At 40.7% G+C, this 24,221-nt stretch carries 19 protein-coding genes and 1 pseudogene; 2 read left to right on the top strand and 18 right to left on the bottom strand.

Translation table 11 applies throughout. From position 1 onward, the window contains the following. Position 1 precedes the first annotated feature (1 nt). The 17 genes from BMG01_RS03295 to BMG01_RS03215 form a co-directional block, all read right to left on the bottom strand. Positions 2-1,021 carry a DUF4432 family protein gene (locus tag BMG01_RS03295; RefSeq protein WP_036067036.1) on the bottom strand — a complete coding sequence of 340 codons (1,020 nt, stop codon included), beginning with the start codon at positions 1,019-1,021 and terminating at the stop codon, positions 2-4. Further along, positions 984-2,336, bottom strand: a complete 1,353-nt coding sequence (gene fucP / locus BMG01_RS03290) for an L-fucose:H+ symporter permease (RefSeq protein WP_004914226.1) — start codon at positions 2,334-2,336, stop codon at positions 984-986. Before fucP ends, BMG01_RS03295 begins: the two co-directional genes overlap by 38 nt. 471 nt (positions 2,337-2,807) lie before the next feature. Next, positions 2,808-7,238: a KxYKxGKxW signal peptide domain-containing protein gene (locus BMG01_RS11610; protein ID WP_036068429.1), complete on the bottom strand. Its 4,431-nt coding sequence runs from the start codon at positions 7,236-7,238 to the stop codon at positions 2,808-2,810. 210 nt (positions 7,239-7,448) lie between these two features. After that, the gene (locus BMG01_RS03280) at positions 7,449-8,801 is read right to left on the bottom strand and encodes a glucose-6-phosphate isomerase (protein WP_004914239.1); all 1,353 of its coding nucleotides are present in this window, start codon (positions 8,799-8,801) and stop codon (positions 7,449-7,451) included. Between the two features lie 49 nt (positions 8,802-8,850). Then, a complete protein-coding gene (locus BMG01_RS03275; protein WP_004914241.1) occupies positions 8,851-9,552 on the bottom strand; it encodes a glucosamine-6-phosphate deaminase in 702 nt (233 codons plus the stop codon). A 132-nt stretch (positions 9,553-9,684) separates the two neighbouring features. Further along, complete coding sequence (locus BMG01_RS03270) at positions 9,685-10,989, bottom strand: D-alanyl-D-alanine carboxypeptidase family protein (RefSeq protein WP_036068427.1); 1,305 nt, start codon at positions 10,987-10,989, stop codon at positions 9,685-9,687. Further along, entirely contained in the window at positions 10,970-12,082 is a 1,113-nt protein-coding gene (locus BMG01_RS03265; protein WP_036067037.1) for a cell wall metabolism sensor histidine kinase WalK, read from the bottom strand. The genes BMG01_RS03270 and BMG01_RS03265 overlap by 20 nt, the downstream gene beginning before the upstream one ends. Then, entirely contained in the window at positions 12,079-12,771 is a 693-nt protein-coding gene (locus BMG01_RS03260) for a response regulator transcription factor (RefSeq protein ID WP_004914247.1), read from the bottom strand. Before BMG01_RS03260 ends, BMG01_RS03265 begins: the two co-directional genes overlap by 4 nt. Before the next feature lie 18 nt (positions 12,772-12,789). Next, on the bottom strand, positions 12,790-13,485 hold the full coding sequence (locus BMG01_RS03255) for a DUF1129 domain-containing protein (protein ID WP_036068424.1): 696 nt from the start codon (positions 13,483-13,485) through the stop codon (positions 12,790-12,792). A gap of 51 nt (positions 13,486-13,536) precedes the next feature. After that, positions 13,537-14,637 carry a redox-regulated ATPase YchF gene (ychF, locus tag BMG01_RS03250; protein ID WP_084013427.1) on the bottom strand — a complete coding sequence of 367 codons (1,101 nt, stop codon included), beginning with the start codon at positions 14,635-14,637 and terminating at the stop codon, positions 13,537-13,539. Between the two features lies 1 nt (position 14,638). Then, complete coding sequence (locus BMG01_RS03245) at positions 14,639-14,848, bottom strand: DUF951 domain-containing protein (RefSeq protein WP_004914252.1); 210 nt, start codon at positions 14,846-14,848, stop codon at positions 14,639-14,641. Then, positions 14,848-15,756: a ParB/RepB/Spo0J family partition protein gene (locus BMG01_RS03240; protein ID WP_004914254.1), complete on the bottom strand. Its 909-nt coding sequence runs from the start codon at positions 15,754-15,756 to the stop codon at positions 14,848-14,850. Before BMG01_RS03240 ends, BMG01_RS03245 begins: the two co-directional genes overlap by 1 nt. Continuing rightward, the gene (locus BMG01_RS03235) at positions 15,746-16,507 is read right to left on the bottom strand and encodes a ParA family protein (RefSeq protein WP_004914257.1); all 762 of its coding nucleotides are present in this window, start codon (positions 16,505-16,507) and stop codon (positions 15,746-15,748) included. Before BMG01_RS03235 ends, BMG01_RS03240 begins: the two co-directional genes overlap by 11 nt. Before the next feature lie 22 nt (positions 16,508-16,529). Further along, positions 16,530-17,249: a 16S rRNA (guanine(527)-N(7))-methyltransferase RsmG gene (rsmG, locus tag BMG01_RS03230; RefSeq protein ID WP_004914261.1), complete on the bottom strand. Its 720-nt coding sequence runs from the start codon at positions 17,247-17,249 to the stop codon at positions 16,530-16,532. 77 nt (positions 17,250-17,326) lie between these two features. Then, on the bottom strand, positions 17,327-18,271 hold the full coding sequence (gene rihC / locus BMG01_RS03225) for a ribonucleoside hydrolase RihC (RefSeq protein ID WP_004914263.1): 945 nt from the start codon (positions 18,269-18,271) through the stop codon (positions 17,327-17,329). Positions 18,272-18,739: 468 nt separating this feature from the next. After that, on the bottom strand, positions 18,740-19,546 hold the full coding sequence (locus BMG01_RS03220) for an SDR family NAD(P)-dependent oxidoreductase (protein ID WP_004914267.1): 807 nt from the start codon (positions 19,544-19,546) through the stop codon (positions 18,740-18,742). A 21-nt stretch (positions 19,547-19,567) separates the two neighbouring features. Beyond that, positions 19,568-21,202 (bottom strand): peptide ABC transporter substrate-binding protein, encoded by a 1,635-nt coding sequence (locus BMG01_RS03215; RefSeq protein ID WP_004914270.1) that lies wholly within the window; start codon positions 21,200-21,202, stop codon positions 19,568-19,570. A 259-nt stretch (positions 21,203-21,461) separates the two neighbouring features. Between BMG01_RS03215 and BMG01_RS03210 the strand changes: the two genes are divergently transcribed. Next, entirely contained in the window at positions 21,462-21,668 is a 207-nt protein-coding gene (locus BMG01_RS03210) for a hypothetical protein (RefSeq protein WP_004914272.1), read from the top strand. Between the two features lie 157 nt (positions 21,669-21,825). Continuing rightward, the gene (locus BMG01_RS03205) at positions 21,826-24,078 is read left to right on the top strand and encodes a BspA family leucine-rich repeat surface protein (RefSeq protein WP_036068413.1); all 2,253 of its coding nucleotides are present in this window, start codon (positions 21,826-21,828) and stop codon (positions 24,076-24,078) included. 31 nt (positions 24,079-24,109) lie between these two features. Here the strand turns inward: BMG01_RS03205 and BMG01_RS10905 are convergent. Next, positions 24,110-24,221 (bottom strand): annotated as a pseudogene (locus tag BMG01_RS10905) (IS30 family transposase); the annotation flags it as partial.

The raw sequence follows: 24,221 nt of genomic DNA, 5'->3' as shown, positions 1-24,221 counted from the left end.
ATTATTCTCCAATTCCAGTCGTAACCGTAAATGACTGTGTTTTACCAGCCGCAAGATGAATCAAAGTACCTGCTTGACTAGCAGCGTTATACCCATCAGGGTGACTAGTACCCGGAATGGCAAATGCCGCTACTTGTTGATCAGGATTATTTAACAACCACCTCGTAACAAACGGTAATTCTTTTGTGTTAAATGACGTAACAAATGTCGGTCCATTTGGTAGTGACATTTTAAAAACAGCTCGGTCAACTAACGGACGCAAATCTGTTGACATGTATACAATTTCCGGGTCAAAACGACTACCATTATCTAGCACCTCAATGACTTCACCACTTGCTTGTAACGCTTGATTAAATGCCCGCCAGCTGGCTGTCGGTTTGACATGGGACGGGATTGATTGTCTTAATGTCAGTGCATTCTCTGGTATGTTAGCTGTCATCATTGCGCCATCCACATAGCAATAATTAAGATGATTCAAATATTGCAAAGGCATTGTTTGATAGTTGCTGAGATTAGTCACTTTTAATCCAATATCTATCAATGCTGAACCTGCGTGCATGATAACAGTATTATGGGTTCGATAATGATATCCAAATCCTTTTACATACTCGTACTCGCCGCCAATTATGATATTATCTTGGTCAATTTCTAAATAAATATGATCAAGTTTGGTCATAGGATATTCGCCATGCAATGAGTGAGTATCTGTCTCACTAGGCGTACCACTAGCTAAAACACCAGATGTAAATTGAAACATGCCATACGTATCGGTCACCTGCGTTCCTGAGTATGGTTTATCAAACGCTGATGTCATTTTCAGAGACAATTGATCAAAAACGGCATCCCAAATCATGAAACCTTGAAAAGGTAGTATCATAATGTAGCCACGATTATTACTAATTTTCAAGCCGGCAACGCCTGTATCATATTGCATGGTCGTCACCGTAAAATGCTCATCTTGATAAATGTTATAAGGTTCTTGGTCAAATAATTTCTCCGGCAAATTGATTCTTTGTGTCATTCTGTTGCGCCTCTCTTTCTTGCTGTACCATTGTCTTGGCAAACCAAGCGACAACGGCAAAAGCGATTAAATCAATGCTGAAACTAGTAGACATATCCGTCATATCAGCGACAGCACCTTGTATCAGTGGCAAAATCGCACCACCAACAATACTCATAACCAAAATAGCACCGGCTGTTTCACAATGAATTGGCACCTGAACCGTATTAATCGTTTCCGAATAAATAGTTGCCCAACCCGGTCCAAACAAGCCACTCACTAGCACTAAGGCATATAATGCTGAAACATCATGTACCAATGTGACGTAGAGCAACGCTACAATACCCATCACACCATACGACAGTAGAACATGAACCGCACCAAATTTTGGTATTAACAAGTTGGCAATAAATTTACCAACAAAGAAAGCAACATAGGCATAAATCATAAAATTACTAGCATATCGTTCATTAAAATGACTATTCAACGTCAAAGCAAGTCGAATTGTAAAGCTCCAAACCGCTGTTTGCATACCAACATAGAAAAATTCAACCAAAATGCCTTGTTTAAAAGGCTTGTTTTGCCATAAATACTTGAGTGTGTCCAGAAGCTTTGCATTTGGTTGTCCAACAGTTAGTGATTGCTGCCTTTTCTTTGGGTATTGTGTCAAAACCAAGATGATAAAAGCAACACCTAACACCACCAGCAAGCATTGATAAGGCAATAATGTATGTGCCAAAGCTTTGTGCCCAAATGAGAGTTTCTCGCTGGCGTTCATTCCTGCCATCTGTTGCGCCAAACTTTTTCCATTGCCAAAAATAAGATATTTTCCCAATATAATGCCTAAAATCGATCCCACAGGATAAAATGTTTGCGAAATATTGAGTCTCAGAGTGGCGTGTTGCTTAGGACCTAACAAACTAGAATAGGTATTGGCGCTAGTTTCCAAAAAACTCAACCCTGTTGCCAAAACAAATATTGCAATTAAAAATACGCTATATGTTCCCATTTGACTGGCTGGAAAGAACAATAGCGACCCGACCATGTACAGCCCGAGTCCAATTAAAATGGAAATTTTATAACTCGTTCTTTGAATCACGCGACTGGCTGGAATAGCCAGTACAAAATATCCCAAGTAAAATGCACTTTGTACAAATGCGCTGGCAACATTTGACAGCGTAAACACTGCTTTAAATTGCGTAATTAAAATATCGTTCAAACTAGCTGCAGCACCCCATAATGGAAACATGAGTGATAGTAAAATAAACTGAAAAGGTGGTGTTTTATTCAGGTAGCCATCTGCCTGAACAACTGCTTTTGTTTTAAATATTGTCATTATTTTCTCCTCCAATGTCACTATTTACATAGCATAGTTGACCTTTTGAGAGCGTACAATGACAATAATCGTCTTCACAAACATTTGTTCGTAATTCATCGCACTGATGTTCCCGACGAGCCGGTCATGATAGAATATTTTTTTCACAAAGTGTTGACATGCTATTGTTCATTTCCTCATATTTACGGGAATAATAACGATGATATCTAACTTATTAACCCTTTCAGTATCATTATATTATCTTGTTAATAAACGATTGGCACACCCAAATATTGACATTAAAAAAAGACACATCTCTATTAAGACGGCTTTGTACATTAATTCACATTATCATAGAAAAATTCTTCTTTATTTTTGAACAATTTTCAACTTATATTTTTAAACGTTCGTTTTTCAGCAAATTATAGATTTTAAAAAAGACAGATTTAGTTCATCATAAACTAAATCTGTCTTTTCAACTCATTTATTGTATTAGTTGTTATTTTTTCTTTTCAAGAGTGTTAACAAGCCTAGCAAACTTGTCAAAATCAAGCCACTTATTACAACATGGCCGTTATTTTGTGATGCACTCGTTTTTGGTAATTGCTTGTCTGTGCTTTCACTATGATCACTATTGATTTGCTGACCATCATTACTAGGATTAGCAACAGGTAGCACAACATCATTATCTTTGTTCTCTTTTATGTCGTCGATTGGGGATTTTTTCTTTTCCTCAACTTTTACGACAATGGCAACATCACCACCTGCGTCTGGTACAATGACCGGACCATAGGGTGTATCAATTGTAGTACCCGGTGCTACTGGACCGTATGGTATTTCTGGACCAACAGGATTACCATTTTCATCTTCTGGCACAATGTTGCCAGCTACTACATACTCTGGCACGTCTACGGCTGTCTTTTCATAGACCGCAATCCCTGGTACTTCTGAAGCGACCGTAACGACAATATCCCCACCATTTGCTGGTACTTCAACTGGGCCATACGGTGTGTTAATGATAATGCCTGGCGTCTCGATACCATGTGGCGTCACAATTCCAGAATTGGGTTCAAGTGGACCATATGGAATTTTGGGCCCGACAGAGTTACCATTCTCATCTTGAGGTACGATATTTCCTGCCACTACATACTCTGGCACGTCTACGGCTACCTTTTCATAGACCGCAATCCCTGGTTCATTTTCTGCTGGCAATGCAACGTGTTCTGGGACGTCTACGGCTGTCTTGATTGTCACAACCACATCGCCACCTGTCTCTGGGACAATTACTGGGCCGTATGGTGTGTCAATTGTTGTCCCTGGCTTAACTGGTCCGTATGGCATCTCTGGTCCTACTGGATTTCCTGCTGGATCTTTTGGCACAATGTTGCCAGCTACTACGTATTCTGGCATATCTACGGCTGAACCTTGCGCTTCTGGAACATCGGCAGCTACCTTTTCATAGACTGCAATTCCTGGTTCGTTTTCTGATGGTAATGCAACATGTTCCGGTATGTCCACGGCTACTTTTTCATAGACTGCAACTCCTGGTTCGTTTTCTGCTGGCAATTCAATGTGTTCTGGGACGCCCACGGCTGTCTTTTCATAGACCGCAATTCCTGGTTCAGTTTCAGCTGGCAGTTCAACATGTTCTGGGACGCCCACGGCTGTCTTTTCATAGACCGCAATTCCTGGTTCAGTCTCTGATGGTAATTCAATGTGTTCTGGGACGTCTACGGCTATCTTTTCATAGACCGCAATTCCTAGTTCAGTTTCTGCTGGCAGTTCAACATGTTCCGGTATGTCCACGGCTACCTTTTCATAAACCGCAAGCCCTGGTTCGTTTTCTGCTGGCAATTCAACGTGTTCTGGGACGTCTACAGCTACCTTTTCATAGACTGCAATACCTGGTTCAGTCTCTGATGGTAATGCAACATGTTCCGGTATGTCCACGGCTACCTTTTCATAAACCGCAAGCCCTGGTTCGTTTTCTGCTGGTAATTCAACGTGTTCTGGGACGTCTACAGCTACCTTTTCATAGGCTGCAATACCTGGTTCGTTTTCTGCTGGCAATTCCACATGTTCTGGGACATCGACGGCTGTCTTGATTGTTACTACCACATCGCCACCTGTCTCCGGGACAACCACTGGACCATATGGTGTGTCAATTGGTGTCTTAGGAGCTACTGGTCCGTATGGTATCTCTGGTCCTACTGGGTTTCCTGCTGGATCTTTGGGCACAATGTTGCCAGCTACTACATACTCTGGCACGTCCACGGCTGAACCTTGTGCTTCGGGGACATCGACTGCTGGTGTCTTGATTTGAATCACAACATCACCACCATTAGTTGGTACTTCAACTGGGCCATACGGTGTGTCAACCGTTGTCCCTGGCTTAACTGGGCCATATGGAATTTCTGGTCCTACTGGGTTACCATGCTCATCTTGAGGTACGATATTGCCAGCTACTACATATTCTGGGACGTCCACGGCTGAACCTTGTGCTTCGGGGACATCGACAGCTACTTTTTCATAGACCGCAATTCCTGGTTCGTTTTCTGCTGGTAATGCAACATGTTCTGGGACGTCCACGGCTACCTTTTCATAAACTGCAATTCCTGGTTCAGTCTCTGATGGCAGTTCAACATGTTCCGGTATGTCCACGGCTATCTTTTCATAGACCGCAAGCCCTGGTTCGGATTCTGCTGGCAATTCAACGTGTTCTGGGACGTCTACAGCTACCTTTTCATAGACTGCAATCCCTGGTTCAGTCTCTGATGGTAATGCAACATGTTCCGGTATGTCCACGGCTACCTTTTCATAGACCGCAATTCCTGGTTCAGTTTCAGCTGGCAATTCAATGTGTTCTGGGACGTCGACAGCTACTTTTTCATAGACCGCAATCCCTGGTTCAGTCTCTGATAGTAATTCAATGTGTTCCGGGACATCGACAGCTACTTTTTCATAGACTGCAATTCCTGGTTCAGTCTCTGCTGGCAGTTCAATGTGTTCTGGGACATCTACGGCTACTTTTTCATAGACTGCAACTCCTGGTTCAGTCTCTGATGGCAATTCCACGTGTTCTGGGACGTCTACGGCTACTTTTTCATAAACCGCAATTCCTGGCGTGCTCGTGGCCACTGTAACTGTAATATCGCCACCATTTGCTGGTACTTCAGCTGGGCCATATGGTGTGTCAACTGTTGTCCCTGGCTTAACTGGGCCGTATGGTATCTCTGGTCCTACTGGATTGCCTGCTGGATCTTTTGGCACAATGTTTCCAGCTACTACGTATTCTGGCACATCTACGGCTGAACCTTGTGCTTCTGGGACATCCACGGCTACCTTTTCATAAACCGCAAGCCCTGGTTCGGATTCTGCTGGCAATTCCACGTGTTCTGGGACGTCGACAGCTGCTTTTTCATAGACTGCAATTCCTGGTTCAGTCTCTGCTGGCAATTCAACATGTTCTGGGACGTCGACAGCTGCTTTTTCATAGACCGCAATCCCTGGTTCAGTCTCTGCTGGCAGTTCAATGTGTTCTGGGACGTCGACAGCTACTTTTTCATAAACCGCAATCCCTGGCGTGCCCGTGGCTACTGTAACTGTAATATCGCCACCATTTGCTGGTACTTCAACTGGGCCATACGGTGTGTCAATTGTTGTCCCTGGTGCTACTGGGCCGTATGGTGTCTCTGGTCCTACTGGATTACCTGCTGGATCCTTTGGCACAATATTTCCAGTAACGATTTGTTCACTGGTAACAGTCTTATAGGTGTAAGTAGTCGTATATGAAACCTGATTGCCATACAAGTTAGTACCAAGCGCAAACATTGTATCCATATTTAGTTGCTGACCAACCTGTAAAGAATCGGCGATATCAACAGCAACTGTTATTTCATTTTTTTCACTTGGAACATTAGTGCCCGTTAATGCGGATATTTTCAAAACATTGTGATTGCTATCTTTAAATAGCATAAAGCGATGACCATTACTATCGGCATTTACTTCAGCATCATACATTGTACCTTGATAGCTAATTTTTGTGTTATTGGCTAATTCAGTAATTAATTTCTGTATATCATCAGCCGTCATTTTTTTTACATTTACCTTCAAAGTTCCAGTCGGTACTTGAACTTTAAAAGTAGCTGGGTCTAAATGTACCCATTCCCCATCTGAATCTTCAATATTTAAGTAGCCATTATCAGTCAAGGCAGTCATTGTGATGTTGTCAACCTGTGGATCAAACTCGACATGTGCCTTCATACTACCAGCAGATCCTGGTAATGTGCCACTAATATATCCCTTTGGTGGGTTAAGTTTCTGCGTCTCTGTATAGTACACACGCGTCGTTGACTGATTCCCATCAGGAACCTCGCTCAAGTCATTTACCGTAGTCTCTGATGATACAACATCATTAACATAGTCTATATTTGATGCTTTCATGTCATCACTATATTGTGACTTCAAATTATTATCGTCAAGCGAATCAACTTTTGTTGGCTCACTTGTTGTAGACGTGCTGACTGTTGACGAGTTGTCTTGATTGCTGACAGTATTAATACTTTGCTGAGTATTTTGTGCGGTCTGGTTCTGACTATTGTCAACCAAACTATTATCTGAATCAGTCTGAACATTAGTTGATACAGATGTGTCAGCAGCATTTGCGCTTTCACTTGTTAAAACATTCACATGACTAACAACAGAATTAGTGTTTGTGTCCGAAATATCTGATTGCTGAGTATTGTCTGTAACTTGCGTAACAGCCTGTGCGTCTATTGTATCTGCGCTAACTGTGGCGTGATCAACCATAATTGCAGCACCAGTCATAAAGGCCAACGCGGCCATTACCCATTGCTTTTTTGCCTTATACATCTTAAATTTAACGGTTGGCGTTGCTGTAAAATTATGCTCTTGCTTACTCATATTTTTATTCCCCATTTTTAACTCAACTTACAAATTGTAACCAGTGTAATAATATCATTTATTCACAAAAAAGTCAATATTTGTTCATATTTATCGTTTTAATAACACATATAAGCACATTTGAACAAAATTTAATAAATTTGAACAAAAAAAGACCAAAACAATTAACACATTGTTTTGGCCTTTCTAAAATATTAAATCAACACAACTTTATTTATCTAAGCGCGCACGGAATGCTTTTGTGGCTTCTTCATAGCCAGGCTTGCCCAATAGCGCAAACATCGCTGTCTTATAAGCTTCGACACCAGGTTGATTAAATGGGTTAATGCCAAATGTATAACCAGAAGCACCAACAGCCATTTCAAAGAAGTAAATCATGTAACCCAATGAGTAAGCGTCTTGTGCTGGCAAGTGGACAGCCAAATTAGGTACACCACCGTCAACGTGAGCCAAAGTAACACCTTGAGAAGCCTTTGTGTTCACTTCATCAATCGTGATACCTTCCAAATATTGCAAACCATCATTGTTGCCTTCTTCATGTGGTAGATCCAAATTAGATACAGGATTATCTAACTTAACCACGGTCTCAAACAAGTCACGGCGTCCTTCTTGAATATATTGTCCAAGTGAGTGCAAGTCGGTTGAGAAGTTAGCTGAAGATGGGTAGATACCCTTTTGGTTTTTACCTTCAGACTCACCCATCAATTGCTTCCACCACTCTGACAAATATTGCATTGAAGGTTCCCAGTTAATCAACAATTCTGTTGTATAACCCTTATCATACAAAATACGACGAACGGCAGCATACTTATATGCCTCATTCTTTTTCAAATCAGAATCAGTATATTCGTTTTGCGCATCACAAGCGCCATCCATCAATTTTTGGATATCAGCACCTGAAGCAGCAATTGGCAACAAACCAACGGCTGTCAAAACAGAGAAACGACCACCAACACCGTCAGGAATTGTAAATGTTTCATAACCTGAAGCCGCAGCTTCATCATGCAGAGCACCACGATTAGCATCTGTTGTTGCGTAAATGCGCTTCTTAGCAGCATCAGAACCGTACTTTTTCTCAAGCAATTGCTTAAATACGCGGAAAGCAATTGATGGTTCTGTTGTTGTACCAGACTTTGAGATAACGTTGACAGAAAAGTCTTGATCACCAATGACACGAACCAAATCATTCAAGTAAGCTGCAGAAGTTGAGTTTCCTGCGAAATAAATTTTAACACCTTGACGTTGATCATCCGCCAATTCATTATTAAACATTGGATTCAAGAAATCAACTGCCATTTTTGCGCCCAAATATGAACCACCAATGCCAATGACAACCAAAATTTTTGAATCAGATTGAATTTGTTTGGCCACCTTTTGAATACGTGCAAATTCGTCCTTGTCGTAATCAGTAGGTAGAGTCAACCAATCAGAATATTCCGCACCAGCGCCCGTACGATTGCGCAATTGTTGGTCAGCCATCGTAATTAACGGTTGCATCTCGTCCAATTCATGTGGTGCGAAAAAATTCTCAATGTTCTTTGTGTCAAATGTAATGTGTGCCATTATTCGCTCCTATTATTAATATTATGAAATCGTTTTCACTATTATTTTATCACAACTTTGACGCAGCTGCTTCATCAACAATGATTGTAACATTTTCGTGATTTTGTAGAACAGAAGCTGGCACGGTTTCAGATACTGGTCCATTTACTGTTGCTGCAATCGCATCGGCTTTGCTGTCACCATAGGCTACCAAAAGAATCTGTTTAGCTGACATGACTGACGCAATACCCATTGAAATAGCTTGCGTTGGCACGTCAGATTCTTTTTCAAAAAAGCGTGCATTTGCATCAATTGTAGATTGCGTTAAATCAACAATATGCGTGGTTGAGTCAAATGATGTCCCTGGCTCATTGAAACCAATATGCCCATTACGACCAATGCCTAATAATTGTAGGTCAATTGGATTTTCCGCAATAATTTGATCATACGCTTTGGCGGCAGCTTCGTGGTCATCACTTTTACCATCTGGAACGTAAGAATGCTTGAAAGGCTTTTGATTAAAGAGATGTTGATTCATAAAATAACGATAACTTTGGTCATTATCACCGTCTAGTCCCAAATATTCATCCAAGTTGACTGATGTCATATTTGAAAAGTCCAAATCACTTGCTGATAAACGATCGTACAACGCAATTGGTGAGGAACCTGTTGCCAAGCCTAACACTTTTGCGCCACTTTTAATCACATTCTGATAAATTTCAAATGCCTTTTGAGCCCCTTCGTCAGCGTTTTTTACTTTGATAATATTCATGATGTGGTCTCCATTCTTTAATTGGTCTATACCGCTTTGGTCTATACCAATATAATAGCATTATTTTAATGGAATAACAAGGTTATGGTTGGATCAGTTCACAAAAAAATCGATCTTTCGATCGATTGTATATTAAAACAGATTCCGCCAAAGTCTCACAAACCAGTTAGCTTGCGTGCCTTTAACACCAGATTTTACAGTTAATTGTTTGTCTGTTTTTGAAGTATAAGGCAAATATTGTGCGTCTAAAGCTGGACTAATATGCCCAATCTTTTGATTTTTATTTAGTTTGGCAAGCTTAGTGTCAACACTCAAATTCGATAATTTAAGTTGTGTCTTTTTGTTTGTCCAAAAAGTTTTAGTTTCCGCCAATTTGACCGGAACTTCAGTCTTCTTTAGTGCTTGAAAATTTAACTTTTGTATTGTTTGATTACTTGTGAATGTATGCCCTTGCTTTTTGGCTAACACCTCATTGACTACATCCAACGTGGCCTGAAAGCGTGTCTTTTCATCCATATAATCACCGGCACCATTGACAACCGTAATAAATACATGTCCATTTTGGTCTTTGATAATGCCTGTGAATGCTGCGCCAGATTCAGGTGTTGATCCGGTTTTTAGCCCTTCAATTATCAGTTTGTTTGGATTAGACAGCTTTGGCATTGTTTGTGTCATTAGCTGCCAGTAATCAGTTTTGTCTGTCACCACATAAGAGGCAGTTAAATGGTATGAAATAGTCATTTTTTCAGACAATTTTCTTAGAGTGGGATCCAACTCTAAATCAGCTTTAGCAATCATCGCTAATTGTTTTGCAGTCGCATGGTTGGCAGCTGTCTTTGAAGCACTCTTAATTTGATTTTCAAAGGCATCCCCATTGACTTGCCCCGCAGAATTATACCACTGTGAGCCGGTCAAATGTAATGATTTTGCCCACATTTGCAATGCTTGCTGAGTTGTTTTGCCTTTAGGTGTCATAAATTCACCTAGTGCAAATGCGGCATCATTAGCAGAATTAGCAAACATAACGTCATATAATTCTTTGACAGATAATTTGTCACCAGCTTTCACGGCAATATGGGAAAAAAGATGGCTGTCCTGATCAGATAAATCTGATTTACTGGTAATGGGCACTTTGGTTGTCCATTTAATTTTGCCGGACTTAATGCCTTGTAGCACACCATAAGCAGTCAACATTTTAGTTTGTGAAGCAATTGGCACCTGCTTTTCAGCATTTTTGACACCAAGTATTTGTCCAGTTTTTGCGTCAATCACAACCGCTGAAGTGGCATCAACACTCAAATTGATTGGTTTATCAGTCACGTGCTTGACATTAGTTGGCTTTGAAACATCCTTTTTATTTGTCGATAGTCCAATAATCAAACCAATTATTAGGACAATCACGCCCGCGACTATTAACTTAGTTTTGTATCTTTTCATAACTCACTCCCTTTTGTTTGAGTGGGAGACTGATGACAAAAGTTGTTAAATCATCATCCGATTCGGCAGACACAACACCGTGATGTTGTGTCACAATACCTTTAACAATTGCGAGGCCAAGCCCCGTTCCCCCTGTTTTACTATTACGAGAACTTTCTACACGATAAAAACGGTCAAAAATATCGTCTAGCGCATCCCCCGGAATTTTAGCCCCGTCGTTAATCACACGAATCTCAACATTTTCATCTCGTACTTGAGCTGTTAACTTAATAAAAGTGGCCCCATCACCATACTTAAAAGCATTCGTAATCAGATTCATCAACACCCGCGCTAACTTATCAGAATCAGCTTCAATCACAATCATCTCTGGATTGGTTAATTGCGTCAACTTAATATTTTTTTCCTGTGCCTCAAGTTCGTAGCTCGCTAATAATTGACCAAACAAATCGCTTAAACTTAATGATGTCAGATTCAAAGACGCGTCCTGAGCCTGTGTCTTTGAAAATTCAAATAGATCCTCAACCAACACTTTCATTTGATTGGATTTATCATAAGCCGTATGAATATACTTTTTGCGGTTATCGTCGCTAAGATTGTCACCCATTTCTACCAATCCTAGGTAACCAATAATCGCTGTTAATGGCGTACGCAAATCATGTGAAATATTAGTAATCATTTCATCTTTAGAACGTTCACTGGCACGTTCTTCTTCTCGAATACGTCGCGTGTTAGTCGCAATTGTGTTAGAAACATCAATCAACGCTTGTGTTTTAGGCGCATAAGTAGCATGCCAATCAATAGTCATATCCGCATTATCTGCAGATATTTGTCGTAATTCCCTAATTAATCGCAACAAACTTTCATCTCGTCGCCATTTAACATATTGAACGATAATAATCGCAAAATTGCCTAGTACAAATACAAAAAATTCCAGTATCTGCCAAGTATTACTGGAAAATCTATTAACTCGCTGTGCTAAAACATCAAAACCTGTCATAGTTGTCCAACTATATAGGCAAAGCAACAGTAGCGTAACGATGATATAATAATTTTTTGTGCGATTATGCTTAAAAAATATCGCTATTTTTTTCATTGGTTCACTTCAATTTTATAGCCAACACCCCAAACTGTTTGGATGACTTGGTCACCATTAGTTGCTTCTTCAATTTTGTCACGTAAATGAGAAACGTGCACCATAACTGTTTTTGCAGACACAACCGATTCTTGTTGCCAAACACGCTCAAAAATATCATCAGCCGAGAAAACACGATTAGGATGAGAAGCTAGCAAGTACAAAATACCAAATTCCAATGCTGTCAAATTGACCAAATCACCATCTGATGTTTTGACTTCATGGCTGTCTTTATTGATAACAAGTGATCCAATGTCTAATACGTCGGGTGTTTGATCTTGTACGGCATTTTCAGCTCGACGCAAGAGTGACCTAACGCGCGCCATTACTTCCAGCGGATTGAATGGTTTGGTAACATAATCGTCAGCGCCTGTGATCAAGCCCTGAATTTTGTCCATGTCGCCTGACTTAGCTGACAGCATCAAAATCGGAATACGACTATCTTTTCGTACTGCTTTGACAACTTCTAGACCATTCATATTTGGCATCATGACATCTAAAATCATCAATGCAATGTCTGGGTTTGTATTCAGCTTTGACATTGCCTCTTTACCATCGCTGGCCATAATTGGATCATAGCCTTCATTTTTTAAATAAATTTCTAACAGCTCTGCAATTTCAAGATCATCATCAACGACTAGAATTTTCATGGTTCAATTTCCTTTCAATTACTTTTGCGCAGCTTCTAGGCGCGCTTGTTGTGATAATTGACTTATGGCGAAGAAACCACCCTTTAAGCCAGCACGTTGGCGGTTCCAACGGAAAGCAAGATAAGCCACGGCTGCCAAGATAATATAGACAATCGCAGGCAATGTTGGGTTAATAACAGCTGGCAACATACCCAAAACGACGAATCCCAAAATCCAAGCTACCATCGCAGCAATGAGGTAGCCCCAGCGACGACTACGAGAATTAGTTTGTTCAGGTACTTTTGGATTAGGTGTCAACTTCAAAACCACTGCTGTATAAATTGACCCACCCACTCCGGCAATCAGCAACAGAGAAATAATCCCTGCGCCTTGATTACGATTGTTTTTTGAGAAAAACAAAGTCAAGCCAAAGACTAAAGCAAATAACATAAATATGGCTAATGACGTATCAATTGCTAAAGTACTAAATTTGAAGTCAAAAAGCTTTTTGGCTGTCTTTTTAGGGTCAAGATACTGTTGAACAGCTTGTGTTGGTGTACCAAACAATTGCGTCGCTGTTTGTCCTTGGCCTTGTGTTGCCAAAAGTTTAGCTTCTACCTCTGATACAATTGTGTCTATTTTTTCACCATCTAATTTTGTATTTTGAGCCAATAGTTTTTTGAATTGGAACATGAAATCCTGATTTTTTTTCGTTAATTCACGATTTTCTGACATGCGTTGTTGCCTCCCTAGGTTATGTACGGTGCGAGTGCACCTTTATATTGATTAAACGTTAAATCTGAACTCGATAATATCGCCGTCTTGTACGACATATTCTTTACCCTCCGAGCGCAATTTTCCAGCTTCCTTCACTGCTTTAACTGAGCCTAAAGCATCTAAGTCGTCAAAACTAATGGTTTCAGCGCGAATAAAACCACGTTCAAAATCAGAATGAATGACACCAGCGGCTTGTGGCGCTTTGGCACCTGCTCTAAAAGTCCAAGCGCGTGTTTCTTTGCCACCAGCTGTGAAGAATGTTCGCAAGTCAAGCAGATGGTAGGCAGCTCGAATCAACTTATTCAATCCGGGTTCATCAACCCCGGCCATCTCCAAAAACTCAGCACGTTCATCATCTGGTAATTCGGCAATTTCTTCTTCTGCACTTGCTGACAAACCAATGACATCAGCACCTTCGCTATTAGCAAACGTTTTGATTTCATTAAAGTACTTTGAAGATTCAGGATCAGCCATATCATCTTCAGCCAAGTTGGCGACATACAAAACGGGTTTGGTAGTTAATAAGAACAAGCCTTTGACGATTTTTTGTTCATCATCACTAAACGCAACAGTTCGAGCGGATTGACCAGCTTCTAACGCTGGCTTTAATTTTTCAAGGACTGCAAACTCAGCTTTAGCAGCCTTGTCGCTACCCTTAGCGGCACGCGCTACTTTGGCATAACGCTTATCAACCGTTTCAAGATCAGCCAAAATCAGCTCAGTGTTGATTGTTTCAATGTCATCCAACGGATTAACAACACCATTAACATGAATAATTTCATCACCGTCAAAAGCGCGGACAATGTGGACAATAGCATTCACTTGACGAATGTTTTCTAGGAATTTATTGCCCAATCCCTCACCTTGTGAGGCGCCTTTAACAATACCAGCAATATCCGTGAATTCAAAAGTTGTTGGGATGACTTTATCAGCAGGTTCAATGGCTTGAATACGTGCCAAACGCTCATCTGGTACTTCTACCATACCAACGTTGGGCTCAATCGTCGCAAAAGGATAGTTGGCCATTTCTGCACCAGCTTTCGTAATTGCGTTAAATAATGTTGATTTGCCGACGTTTGGAAGGCCGACGATTCCAGCAGTAAGTGCCATGTTAATCTTCTTTCTGACTTGCTTCTTCAAGTATTTTTTTCAATCGTTTGTTAAAATCAAAACGCGTCATCATAATTCCACGTCCACATTTTGTACAAGATAATTTGATGTCTGCGCCAACACGCGTAATTTCCCAAGCATTGGCACCACAAGCATGTGGCTTTTTCATTTCAACAATGTCATGTAAATTGTATGTTAATGGTGTTGCCATCAATCTACCTCAATATTTAATAATGCTAAAATACGACTTAAATCATCATTTGAAACATAGTTAATTTCAATTTTGCCATTTCCCTTGGTGGCTGTATTGACCTTAACTTTTGTGCCAAATTTTTCTTCCAGCTGTGTTGCAACTGCCGCAATGAAAGGTGAAATTTGTGGCTTTTCAGAGGCAGCAGGCTCGTCACCAGATTCATTGATTTGTTTAACTAATGCTTCGACTTGACGGACATTTAAACCACGCGCCATAATCGTGGCAACAACCTTGTCAATTTGTGATTTTTTCTTTAAACCTAATAAAGCTCTTGCCTGTCCCATTGATAAATCACCATCTTGTAACAATGTTTGGACATTTTCTGGTAACTTCAACAGTCGCAATGCATTTGCCACAGTTGCTCTATCTTTACCAACTTTTTCAGCCAGTTGAGCTTGGCTAAGTGACAATCTTGTCATTAAAGCATCGAAAGCTTGCGCTTCTTCAATGACATTCAAATCATCACGCTGCAAGTTTTCAATTAGTGCCACGGCTGCCATCGTGTCATCATCAACCTGACGCACAATAGCTGGTATTGTAGTTAATTTTGCTAATCGTGAAGCACGTACACGTCGTTCACCAGCAATAATTTGGTAGCTTTTACCATCTTCACGAACGATAATCGGTGTTAAAACACCGCTATCTTGAACGGATGTTGCCAATTCCTGTAACTTCGTCTCGTCAAAATGACGGCGTGGTTGAAATGGATTAGGCTTTATAGCACTCAAGTTAAGCTGCACAACATTCTCGGTTGCAGTCGGCTCTTTTGTTGCAGATTTTGTATGTTCAACTGCTGATTTTGACACATTATTGGCGCCAAATAGCGAACTCATGCCCTTTCCAAGGCCACCTTTTTTATTTGCCATATTGCTTCAAGACCTCCTGTGCCAGATCATTGTACACTTGAGCACCAACACTTCTTGGATCAAAATCAATGATTGCTTGTCCATAAGATGGCGCCTCGCTCAAACGAACTGTTCTTGGGATGATTGTCTCATAGACTTTGTCATCAAAGTAATTACGCACTTCTTGCGCAACCTGCTTAGCCAAATTCGTGCGTCCGTCATACATTGTCAACAGAATTCCGGCAACATCTAACTCTGGATTAAATTGCTGACGAACCAGCTCAATTGTATTCAACAATTGGCCCAAACCTTCTAACGCATAAAATTCAGTTTGTACAGGAATAAGAATAGCATCTGCTGCCGTAAATGCATTGACAGTTAACAATCCCAAAGCTGGTGGATTATCAATCAAAATAAAGTCATAATCATCACGCACTTTTTCAAGTGCTGTTTTCAAGCGGTATTCACGTTTTTCTTGATTGGATAATTCAATTTCGGCGCCTGATAATTGAATGGTGGCAGGCACCAAATCATAATTGTCCGTTGGCACAATAACATCATGCAATGGTGTTTGCTCAACGATAACGTCATAACTATCAACGGTTAAAGCAGATTTATCAACACCAGAACCACTAGTCGCATTACCTTGGGCATCAATATCAACCAATAAAACGCGCTGCCCAGCCTGTGCTAATGCCGCGCCTAAATTGATACTTGTGGTGGTCTTACCGACACCGCCTTTTTGATTGGCTAATGCAATTATTTGTGCCATTTTAGGCGCCTCCTATTTTAGTTTAAGCAATTGGTTTTTTACTTGGTGTACCCGCTTGGCGCGGATACTTCTTGGGTGTTTTCGTCACTTTATCAACAATTTGTATAAATCGTGAATCACCATTAGGCAATTCAAACGCGTATTCATCACGTAATTTACCGCCTAGCGTTTGCAACGCCTTTTGCCCATCAGCCAACTCTTGTTGTGCTGCTGCACCTTTCATGACTAGAAATTCACCACCAATGTGGACAAATGGCAACGTATACTCGGCCAATACGCTTGTCCGTGCAACAGCACGCGCTGTTGCATAGTCAAATTGCTCCCTGAACGTTGGATTTTGTCCAATATCTTCGGCACGCCCATGAACAATAGTCACGTCGCTCAACTTGAGCTCGTCGACAACGGTTTGTAAAAACTTAACCCGTTTTTGCAAAGCGTCCACCAAGGTGATTTTAAGATTTGGAAAGGCAATTTTTAGTGGTATCGCTGGGAAACCGGCGCCAGTACCAATATCAATTAAACTATGCTCACCATCTTGCAAGCTTTTTTCATAAAATGCGACTGTCAGTGAATCATAAAAATGTTTGAGATAGACCTCTGATTTTTCAGTGATTGCCGTCAGATTAACACTGGCATTAGTTGTCACCAATAATTCATAATATTGTTCAAATTGCGCTAATTGCGCATCACTTAATGTCATGCCGGCTTGTTTGAGTGCATTCATGAAGTCTTCGTTTGTCAATTGTGTTCTCCAATTTCAATTAGTTCAGCACACAAAAAGCGCCATTTTCAACTACTACTAGAATACCTAAAAATGGGCTATTTTTCAAGTTTTCCCGCGTTGATATTTGCGTCATCAATTTGTGCAACCATCAACAAAAACCAAGCATTAAACGCTGGTCCGTCAATATCAAGGGCCACATGTGCGTTTGTCGTGTCGTGGCTACTTTGCAAAATGTCCCCAACTGTTGCACCAATTGCCGGTCCGCTTGTCACCACGTCAATCCAAATATCCCTCATTTGGTATTTTTCAGGGTGTAATAAGTAATATAGTGTGTTAACGTCATGCATTGGCTTGCCAGTACCTGTGTGATCAGCGTAGTGGTCAAATAACGCTGACAGCATTCGTCCCGTTTCATTGATCTGTGCTAATGTTGCTAAAGAATCAGTTGTCAAAACGGCCTTTTCTGTTACATCAAGACCTAACATTGTAATAGACAAGCCACTTTCAAACACAATTTTGGCGGCATCCGGATCGGTAAAAACATTAAATTCAGCAACTGATGTCAAATTACCGCCGGACAAACTGCCACCCATAATGACTAATCGTTCAATTTTCTGCAAATCGTCTGGGAATCGCTGTATCAACATCGCGATATTAGTAAATGCCCCAACTGCAACCAACGTAATTGGTTCACGTGATGCCTGTATGGTCTGATGCATGGCCACAACTGCTTCTTCGGCAATTGTTTGAGTAGATAGTGTGCCAAAATCATAGCCCGGCATGCCGCTTTCACCATGAATTGCCGCAGCATCCTTAAATGGCTTGACCAATGGTTTTTCTGCGCCACGAGCTACTTTAACATCTTGCCGATTAAAATAATGTGTTAACTTCAAAGCATTCAGCGTTGTTTTATCGACGGAAACGTTCCCCGCAACCGTCGTCACCAATCGCACATCAAAAGCAGAATTTGTCAGTAATATACTGAGTGCCGCAGCATCATCAATACCCGGATCAGTATCAAAAATAATTGGAATTGTCATATTTTCCCCTTTAGTTATTATTGTTATTATTATACCAAAGCTTTCAACTTGACATTTTTGAAAGTCCGTTTTATTATGGTCTTAATCTAGGAAAGGGGGTCATAACTTTTGAGTAATTCTAATGGAAAACGCTCAATCGTTTTGGCCGCTTAATAGGAAAAGCGGTCGATTCGATTGCAGCAACCACGAAGCAAGTTTGATTTAGATTCTGCTTCGTGGTTTTTTTATTGCCTTTTACATGAAATTCACCAAATAAAAAAGCACACCAAATGGCATGCTTTCACGAATAATCACTTGCGTGCTGCAAGTTTAAAGTCCAGTGGAACACCAACTGCATGGTGATAGAATCCTGTAACATCAGGATTAACTAGTTCTGGTTGTGCTTGAGTTAAATAATTTATGTTACCTCATTTTTGGTATGAAACAAGCATCTATCTCTTTGATAAGTAATTGTTTGTTAGTAAACTATTAAATGTTATGTCCCCCACTAACCTTAATGATCTGCCCCGTAATTTGGTTTGCTTCGTCACTACATAAAAACGCAACCGCGTCAGCAATATCTTCTGGTTGAACCAACCTACCTGTCGGAATATCTGGTAAAACAATTGTTTCTAAATCTTTGTTGATCCATCCTGTTTGCGTTGGTCCTGGCGCAATACAGTTAACAGTTATACCTTTTGAACCCAGTTCCACTGCAAGCGACCTAGTTACTGACTCGTTAGCAGCTTTACTTGCACCATAAGCAATTTGACCTGCCATATTTTGCGCAGAATCTGTTGAAAAATTGATAATTCTCCCACTTTGTCCTTGAAAATTTTGAAGGTAAAGTTGTGACATCAACAATGTCGCTTTGGTATTTACATCAAAAATCAAATCAATTGCTTCAGGAGTAATTTTATCAAGAGAATCATGTTCGCTAAACTCGGCTGCGTTATTGATTAGGAAATCTACATGACCAAATTTTTTGACAGCTTGCTTAAATATTTTTGCTGGTGCATCTTTTTCAGTGATATCAGCTTCTATTGTTAATATTTTAGCACCAGCTCCCTCTAACTCATCTTTGACTTCGCCACCATCACTCGCAAGGCTTTTAAAATATAAATCATATCCTGGTTCATTAGCCTTTGCTTCGTCCCAAGAATAGTCTAAGCGTTTATAAACGAGTACAAGTTTTGCGTTGGCGTTAGCAAATTTTCTAGCGATGGCCGCCCCGATACCTTTGGGGTTATTTGTCCCTGTAATTAATATTACTTTATTTTCAAAACGCAATTTCATCACTCTCTTCCATCCCAACTATCACTTGCGTGCTGCAAGTTTAAAGTCCAGTGGAACACCAACTGCATGGTGATAGAATCCTGTAACATCAGGATTAACTAGTTCTGGTTGTGCTTGGTAATACAGCGGATTCAAAATGGCTTGTTGATTGATAATCTTTTCCAATCCCTTTTCGTCAGCTGCACGTTTAGTATCATTTGTGGCATCGACACCCTTTGCTTTGTTCCATAGTGCATCGTAATCCGCGTTTGAATTGTGGTTGTAGTTATTAGCGTTGCCAGTCGAAGCCAAATCTAAGAATGTCGTTGGTTCGGCATAATCAGCGCCCCACTGCGTCAGCATAATTTGGAAATTAGCATTCGATCCATCTTGCAAGCGTTGCTTGAATGGCACGAACTTCTCAGTCACTTTTAAGCCGGGCAAATTCTTACTCCATTGACCTTGCAAATAGTTGACAACATCTTTCGCGTTGGCAACACGATCTGTATCGGCTTCGATTTCTAATGTAATGGACTGCTCGCCTAATTCCTTCAGGCCTTCTTGGAAAAGCTTCTGAGCTTTTGCTTTATTATACTTATAGTCTTGCTTTGCATAAGTCGCAAAATCAGTTCCATTTACCGAGCTCAATCCTTTAGGTGTAAATGACGTGGCTGGCGTTGACGTACCTGACAATACTTGTGAATTCAACTCTGAACGGTTCGTCACCAAATTCAGCGCTTGACGAATCTTCGTATTATTCAACGCCTTGACATTTCCGGACTGGTTATAAGCCAAAAATACCGTTGTTGCTTGTGGCGTGATGCGATATCCTTTGTTATTCTTATTCGCTTCTGATAATTGTGGCGTGTTAACCAACGCAGAGTCCAGCTTACCCGTCTTATACATTTGCACAGCTACTTCTGGTTTCTGAATGACCTGCAAGTCAATCTCCGGTGTCTTAACCGCTTTCGCGTCCCAGTAATACTTATTCTTGACTAACTTAAACTTATTGTTTGTTCCGTTCCAACCCTTAAATACGTAAGGCCCGTTATAAAGCGTCTTGCTAGCGGTTGTCCCGTACTTTTTGCCATATTTTTCAACAAAGCTTTGCTTTTGTGGGAAGAAAGTTGGGAACGTCAACAAACTCTTAAATTGTGGCATCGGCTTTTCCAATGACACTGTCAACGTATTGCCGCTGGCTGTGATACCTAACGTCTTTTTGTCGACCTTACCAGCTTGAATGGCGTCTGCGTTCTTGATACCACTATACAAATAGGCATACTCTGAAGCAGTCTTCTGGTCGTTAGCACGCTGCCAAGCGTAGACAACATCTTTGGCCGTTAACTTACTGCCATCAGACCACTTGAGCCCATTACGCAAAGTAATTGTCCATGTTTTGCCATCAGTTGATGACTTGATTGATTTGGCAAGCGCCAGTTGTGGCTTGCCATTCTTATCAGCTCGAAGTAAGCCTTCTCCAGCATTACCAACGACGTCCATTGAGTATTCATCAGTAATCGTTGCTGAATCCAACCCATTCAAAGGTGTCGGCAACGAAAAGTGTATCGTTTTATCACTGCTACTGTTGGAACCACCCCATAAGCCAGCTGCACGAGTGCCACCGACCACAGCCACAACAACCACACCACCAATTGTTAGTTTTTGCCATGTTTTCATTAAAATATCCTCACTATTTTCTTCCGTATTTACTCATTTTACCACATCGAAAGCTAATCGGATGGGAAAATGCCATAATTTGGTACTTTTTTTCATAGTTGGTCTAACAGATAAACATTGATGAAAAATATGTACCAATTTTCAGTAATATTATATATATTAATAGTAATATCATAGACAGAATGAAAATATTGCCTTATACTAGGTGCTAATAAGATAATTAAAGCAATATATAAAGCTATTTTGACGAGGAAAAATTATGATTGGTATAGAATATATTTTGGAAACAGATTGGAAAAAAACTGCGTATATTATTGCGACTGGCGATACGCAATTGGTCAATGTATCAGATCGTGTCCACCATTTATGGCGTGATTCATCACATGCACGTACACTACCACGTGACAATCGCATTAAAGAACAAGCACGTATTTTGTCTGATTTTCAAAAAAACGGTTGGGCATAATTGATAAAAAAGGCGGACGGTGTTCGTCTTTTTTTAATTCGCGTACTTATTTCAGTCATATTTCGACGCTAAAATTCACAATTTATTCACTTAAAAGTCGTCTTATCTTCCACCCCCCCTAGTAGAATGAGGGTCTAGACTACTATGGAGTGGAAATATGCGTGTTAGAAAATCATTATATATTATCATCATCACCTTATTAATGACTTTATCAGGCCCTCTGCAAGCTGTGACAGCGTCTCAACTATCAGAAAAAAATAATAACCAACCAGCAACGACAATGCGGTTACCTAATGAGGGGCGTTCTGATTTGCAGGAATTGATTCAACGGGTGGATGCTAATGTTGGTGATGATTCTGCTGAGGGAAGATCATCAGAGCCAGAAACAGATGAGCATGAAACAGTGGAGGAACCGGTTGAAAATAGTGGGGTGTCAGAACCCACAGTCAAAGAAGCGCCTGAAGCAACTGATAGCCAGAAACCGGTTGCCAAAAATAAAGCACCAAGAGCCATCACAACTAATACCAACGGGACAAGTACTTGGACGTTTGATTCTGCTACTGGCTTGTTGGTCTTTGGTGCGGGCACGCTGTCGCAGATACTTAAAACAAATTTAACTAATGCAGGTGTGACACCAGCAGACGTCAAGAGCATTCAATTTGAAAGTGGCGTTGTTGCGCCAGCAAATTCAAGCAATTTGTTTTCGCAATTAACAGGGCTATCTCAATTAATTGATGTGAGTAATTTTGACACCTCATCAGTAAAGTACATGAGCGGGTTGTTTTATAAGGATAGCGCTTTAGCCACCACGCTAGATTTGAGCACGTTCGATACAAGTAACGTGATCAGTATGGGCTCTATGTTCGAGGAGAGTGGTGTGACCAGTTTAGATTTGAGTAGCTGGGATGTTACCAAAGTGTCAGGTTTTGGCAATATGTTCAGAAATGCGACAAAGTTAACCACCTTAAATCTATCGACTTGGGGGGTTGGTCGGACCGCGACATCAGTTGAAATGTGGTATATGTTTTATGGCACCAGTCTATTAACCAATTTAAACCTAACCAATTTTAAGACAACCAATGTCACTAATATGAGTTATATGTTTGCTTACAGTAAGTTGTCTAGTTTGAATTTAAATAGCTGGGATGTCACCCAAGTGTCAAATTTTAGCTATATGTTTTACGATGCGGATAAGTTAACCACTTTAAATCTATCGACTTGGGGGGTTGGTCGGACCGCGACATCAGTTAATATGGCTTATATGTTTTATTCCACTCCTAACTCTTTCAGTTTCAACTTAACCAATTTTAAGACGACCAATGTCACTAATATGAGTTATATGTTTGCTCGCGGTAGTGAGTCTGCTTTGGACTTAAGTAGCTGGGATGTCACCCAAGTGTCAGATTTTAGCTATATGTTTTACGGTGCGACAAATTTACGTAAGTTAGATCTCTCGACTTGGGGTGTCGGTCGGACCGCAACATCAGTTAATATGGCTTATATGTTTGCTTACACTAAGATCACACGTGGTTATTACGACATCCCTTTGGACCTATACAATTTTAAGACGACCAATGTCACGGATATGAGTTATATGTTTTATTGTTTTATCTACAGTGATATCCCTTATATCTCTAGCTGGGATGTCACCAAAGTGCAAACGTTTAGCAATATGTTTAGACTGTCTGATATTAGTATGCTATATCTGTCCGACTGGAATACATCCGGTGCGATAGTTACTAACATGTTTGCAAAGACTTCTAAACTCTGGCACATCAAGCTGGGGGAAAACATTAAATTTGCCGATGATCCTAGCTTCACAGCAGCTCCCCCCATTGGGACAACGATTACGTCAAGCCACAAAACAACTGCAGCCAGTTGGCAGATTGTTGGCACAGGAAAAGTATTTAATCCTAAGGGTGCAATGGTCACAACGACAGAAATGTACGCTGATAGAACTGAAGCAGTTACGTACGTGTGGGCACAAGAGGATGTTATCAATACGATTTCATCACTTACCTTTGGCACGTTAGCAGCCAGTGACTTCTTTAATGGCAATAGCCCGCTGGCAACCAACATGGCAACTGGTTCGGTGGCCTTAATAGATTTAGATTACAGTACAACGTATAATGTTACAGTGGCGCAAACAAGTGATTGGACAACTGATGGTGAATCAGCTACGATTGCCAAGTCAAACTTGAAGATTAAATATGGCACTAGTGATTTAGCCACTGGTGCTAGCAGTTTCTGGTCGGGCACATCAGCGGCTGCGACCAAGAGTATTGCTTTTAATCATGATGATACCAAAAACTTCAGCATTTGGTTGAACCCAAGCACTGTGATTGATACAGCATTGCTTGGCAAACAACTAGAATCAGAATTAACATGGACGTTGAGTGAGACGCCATAATCTAACAAAAAGATATGGTAGATTGCAAGAATTAACCGAACACTGCAAACTGCTGAAAAACCTTTCGTGGTGATTGCCAGTTGAGTGTTTTCATTGGTCTCGCATTGATCCAATGATTAATTTGATCTAATTCTTTGGCGCTA

Origin of the sequence: Leuconostoc sp. BM2, assembly GCF_002095565.1 — a bacterium.
Taxonomy (GTDB): domain Bacteria; phylum Bacillota; class Bacilli; order Lactobacillales; family Lactobacillaceae; genus Leuconostoc; species Leuconostoc falkenbergense.
This window is presented reverse-complemented; position numbering and strand designations above follow the sequence as displayed.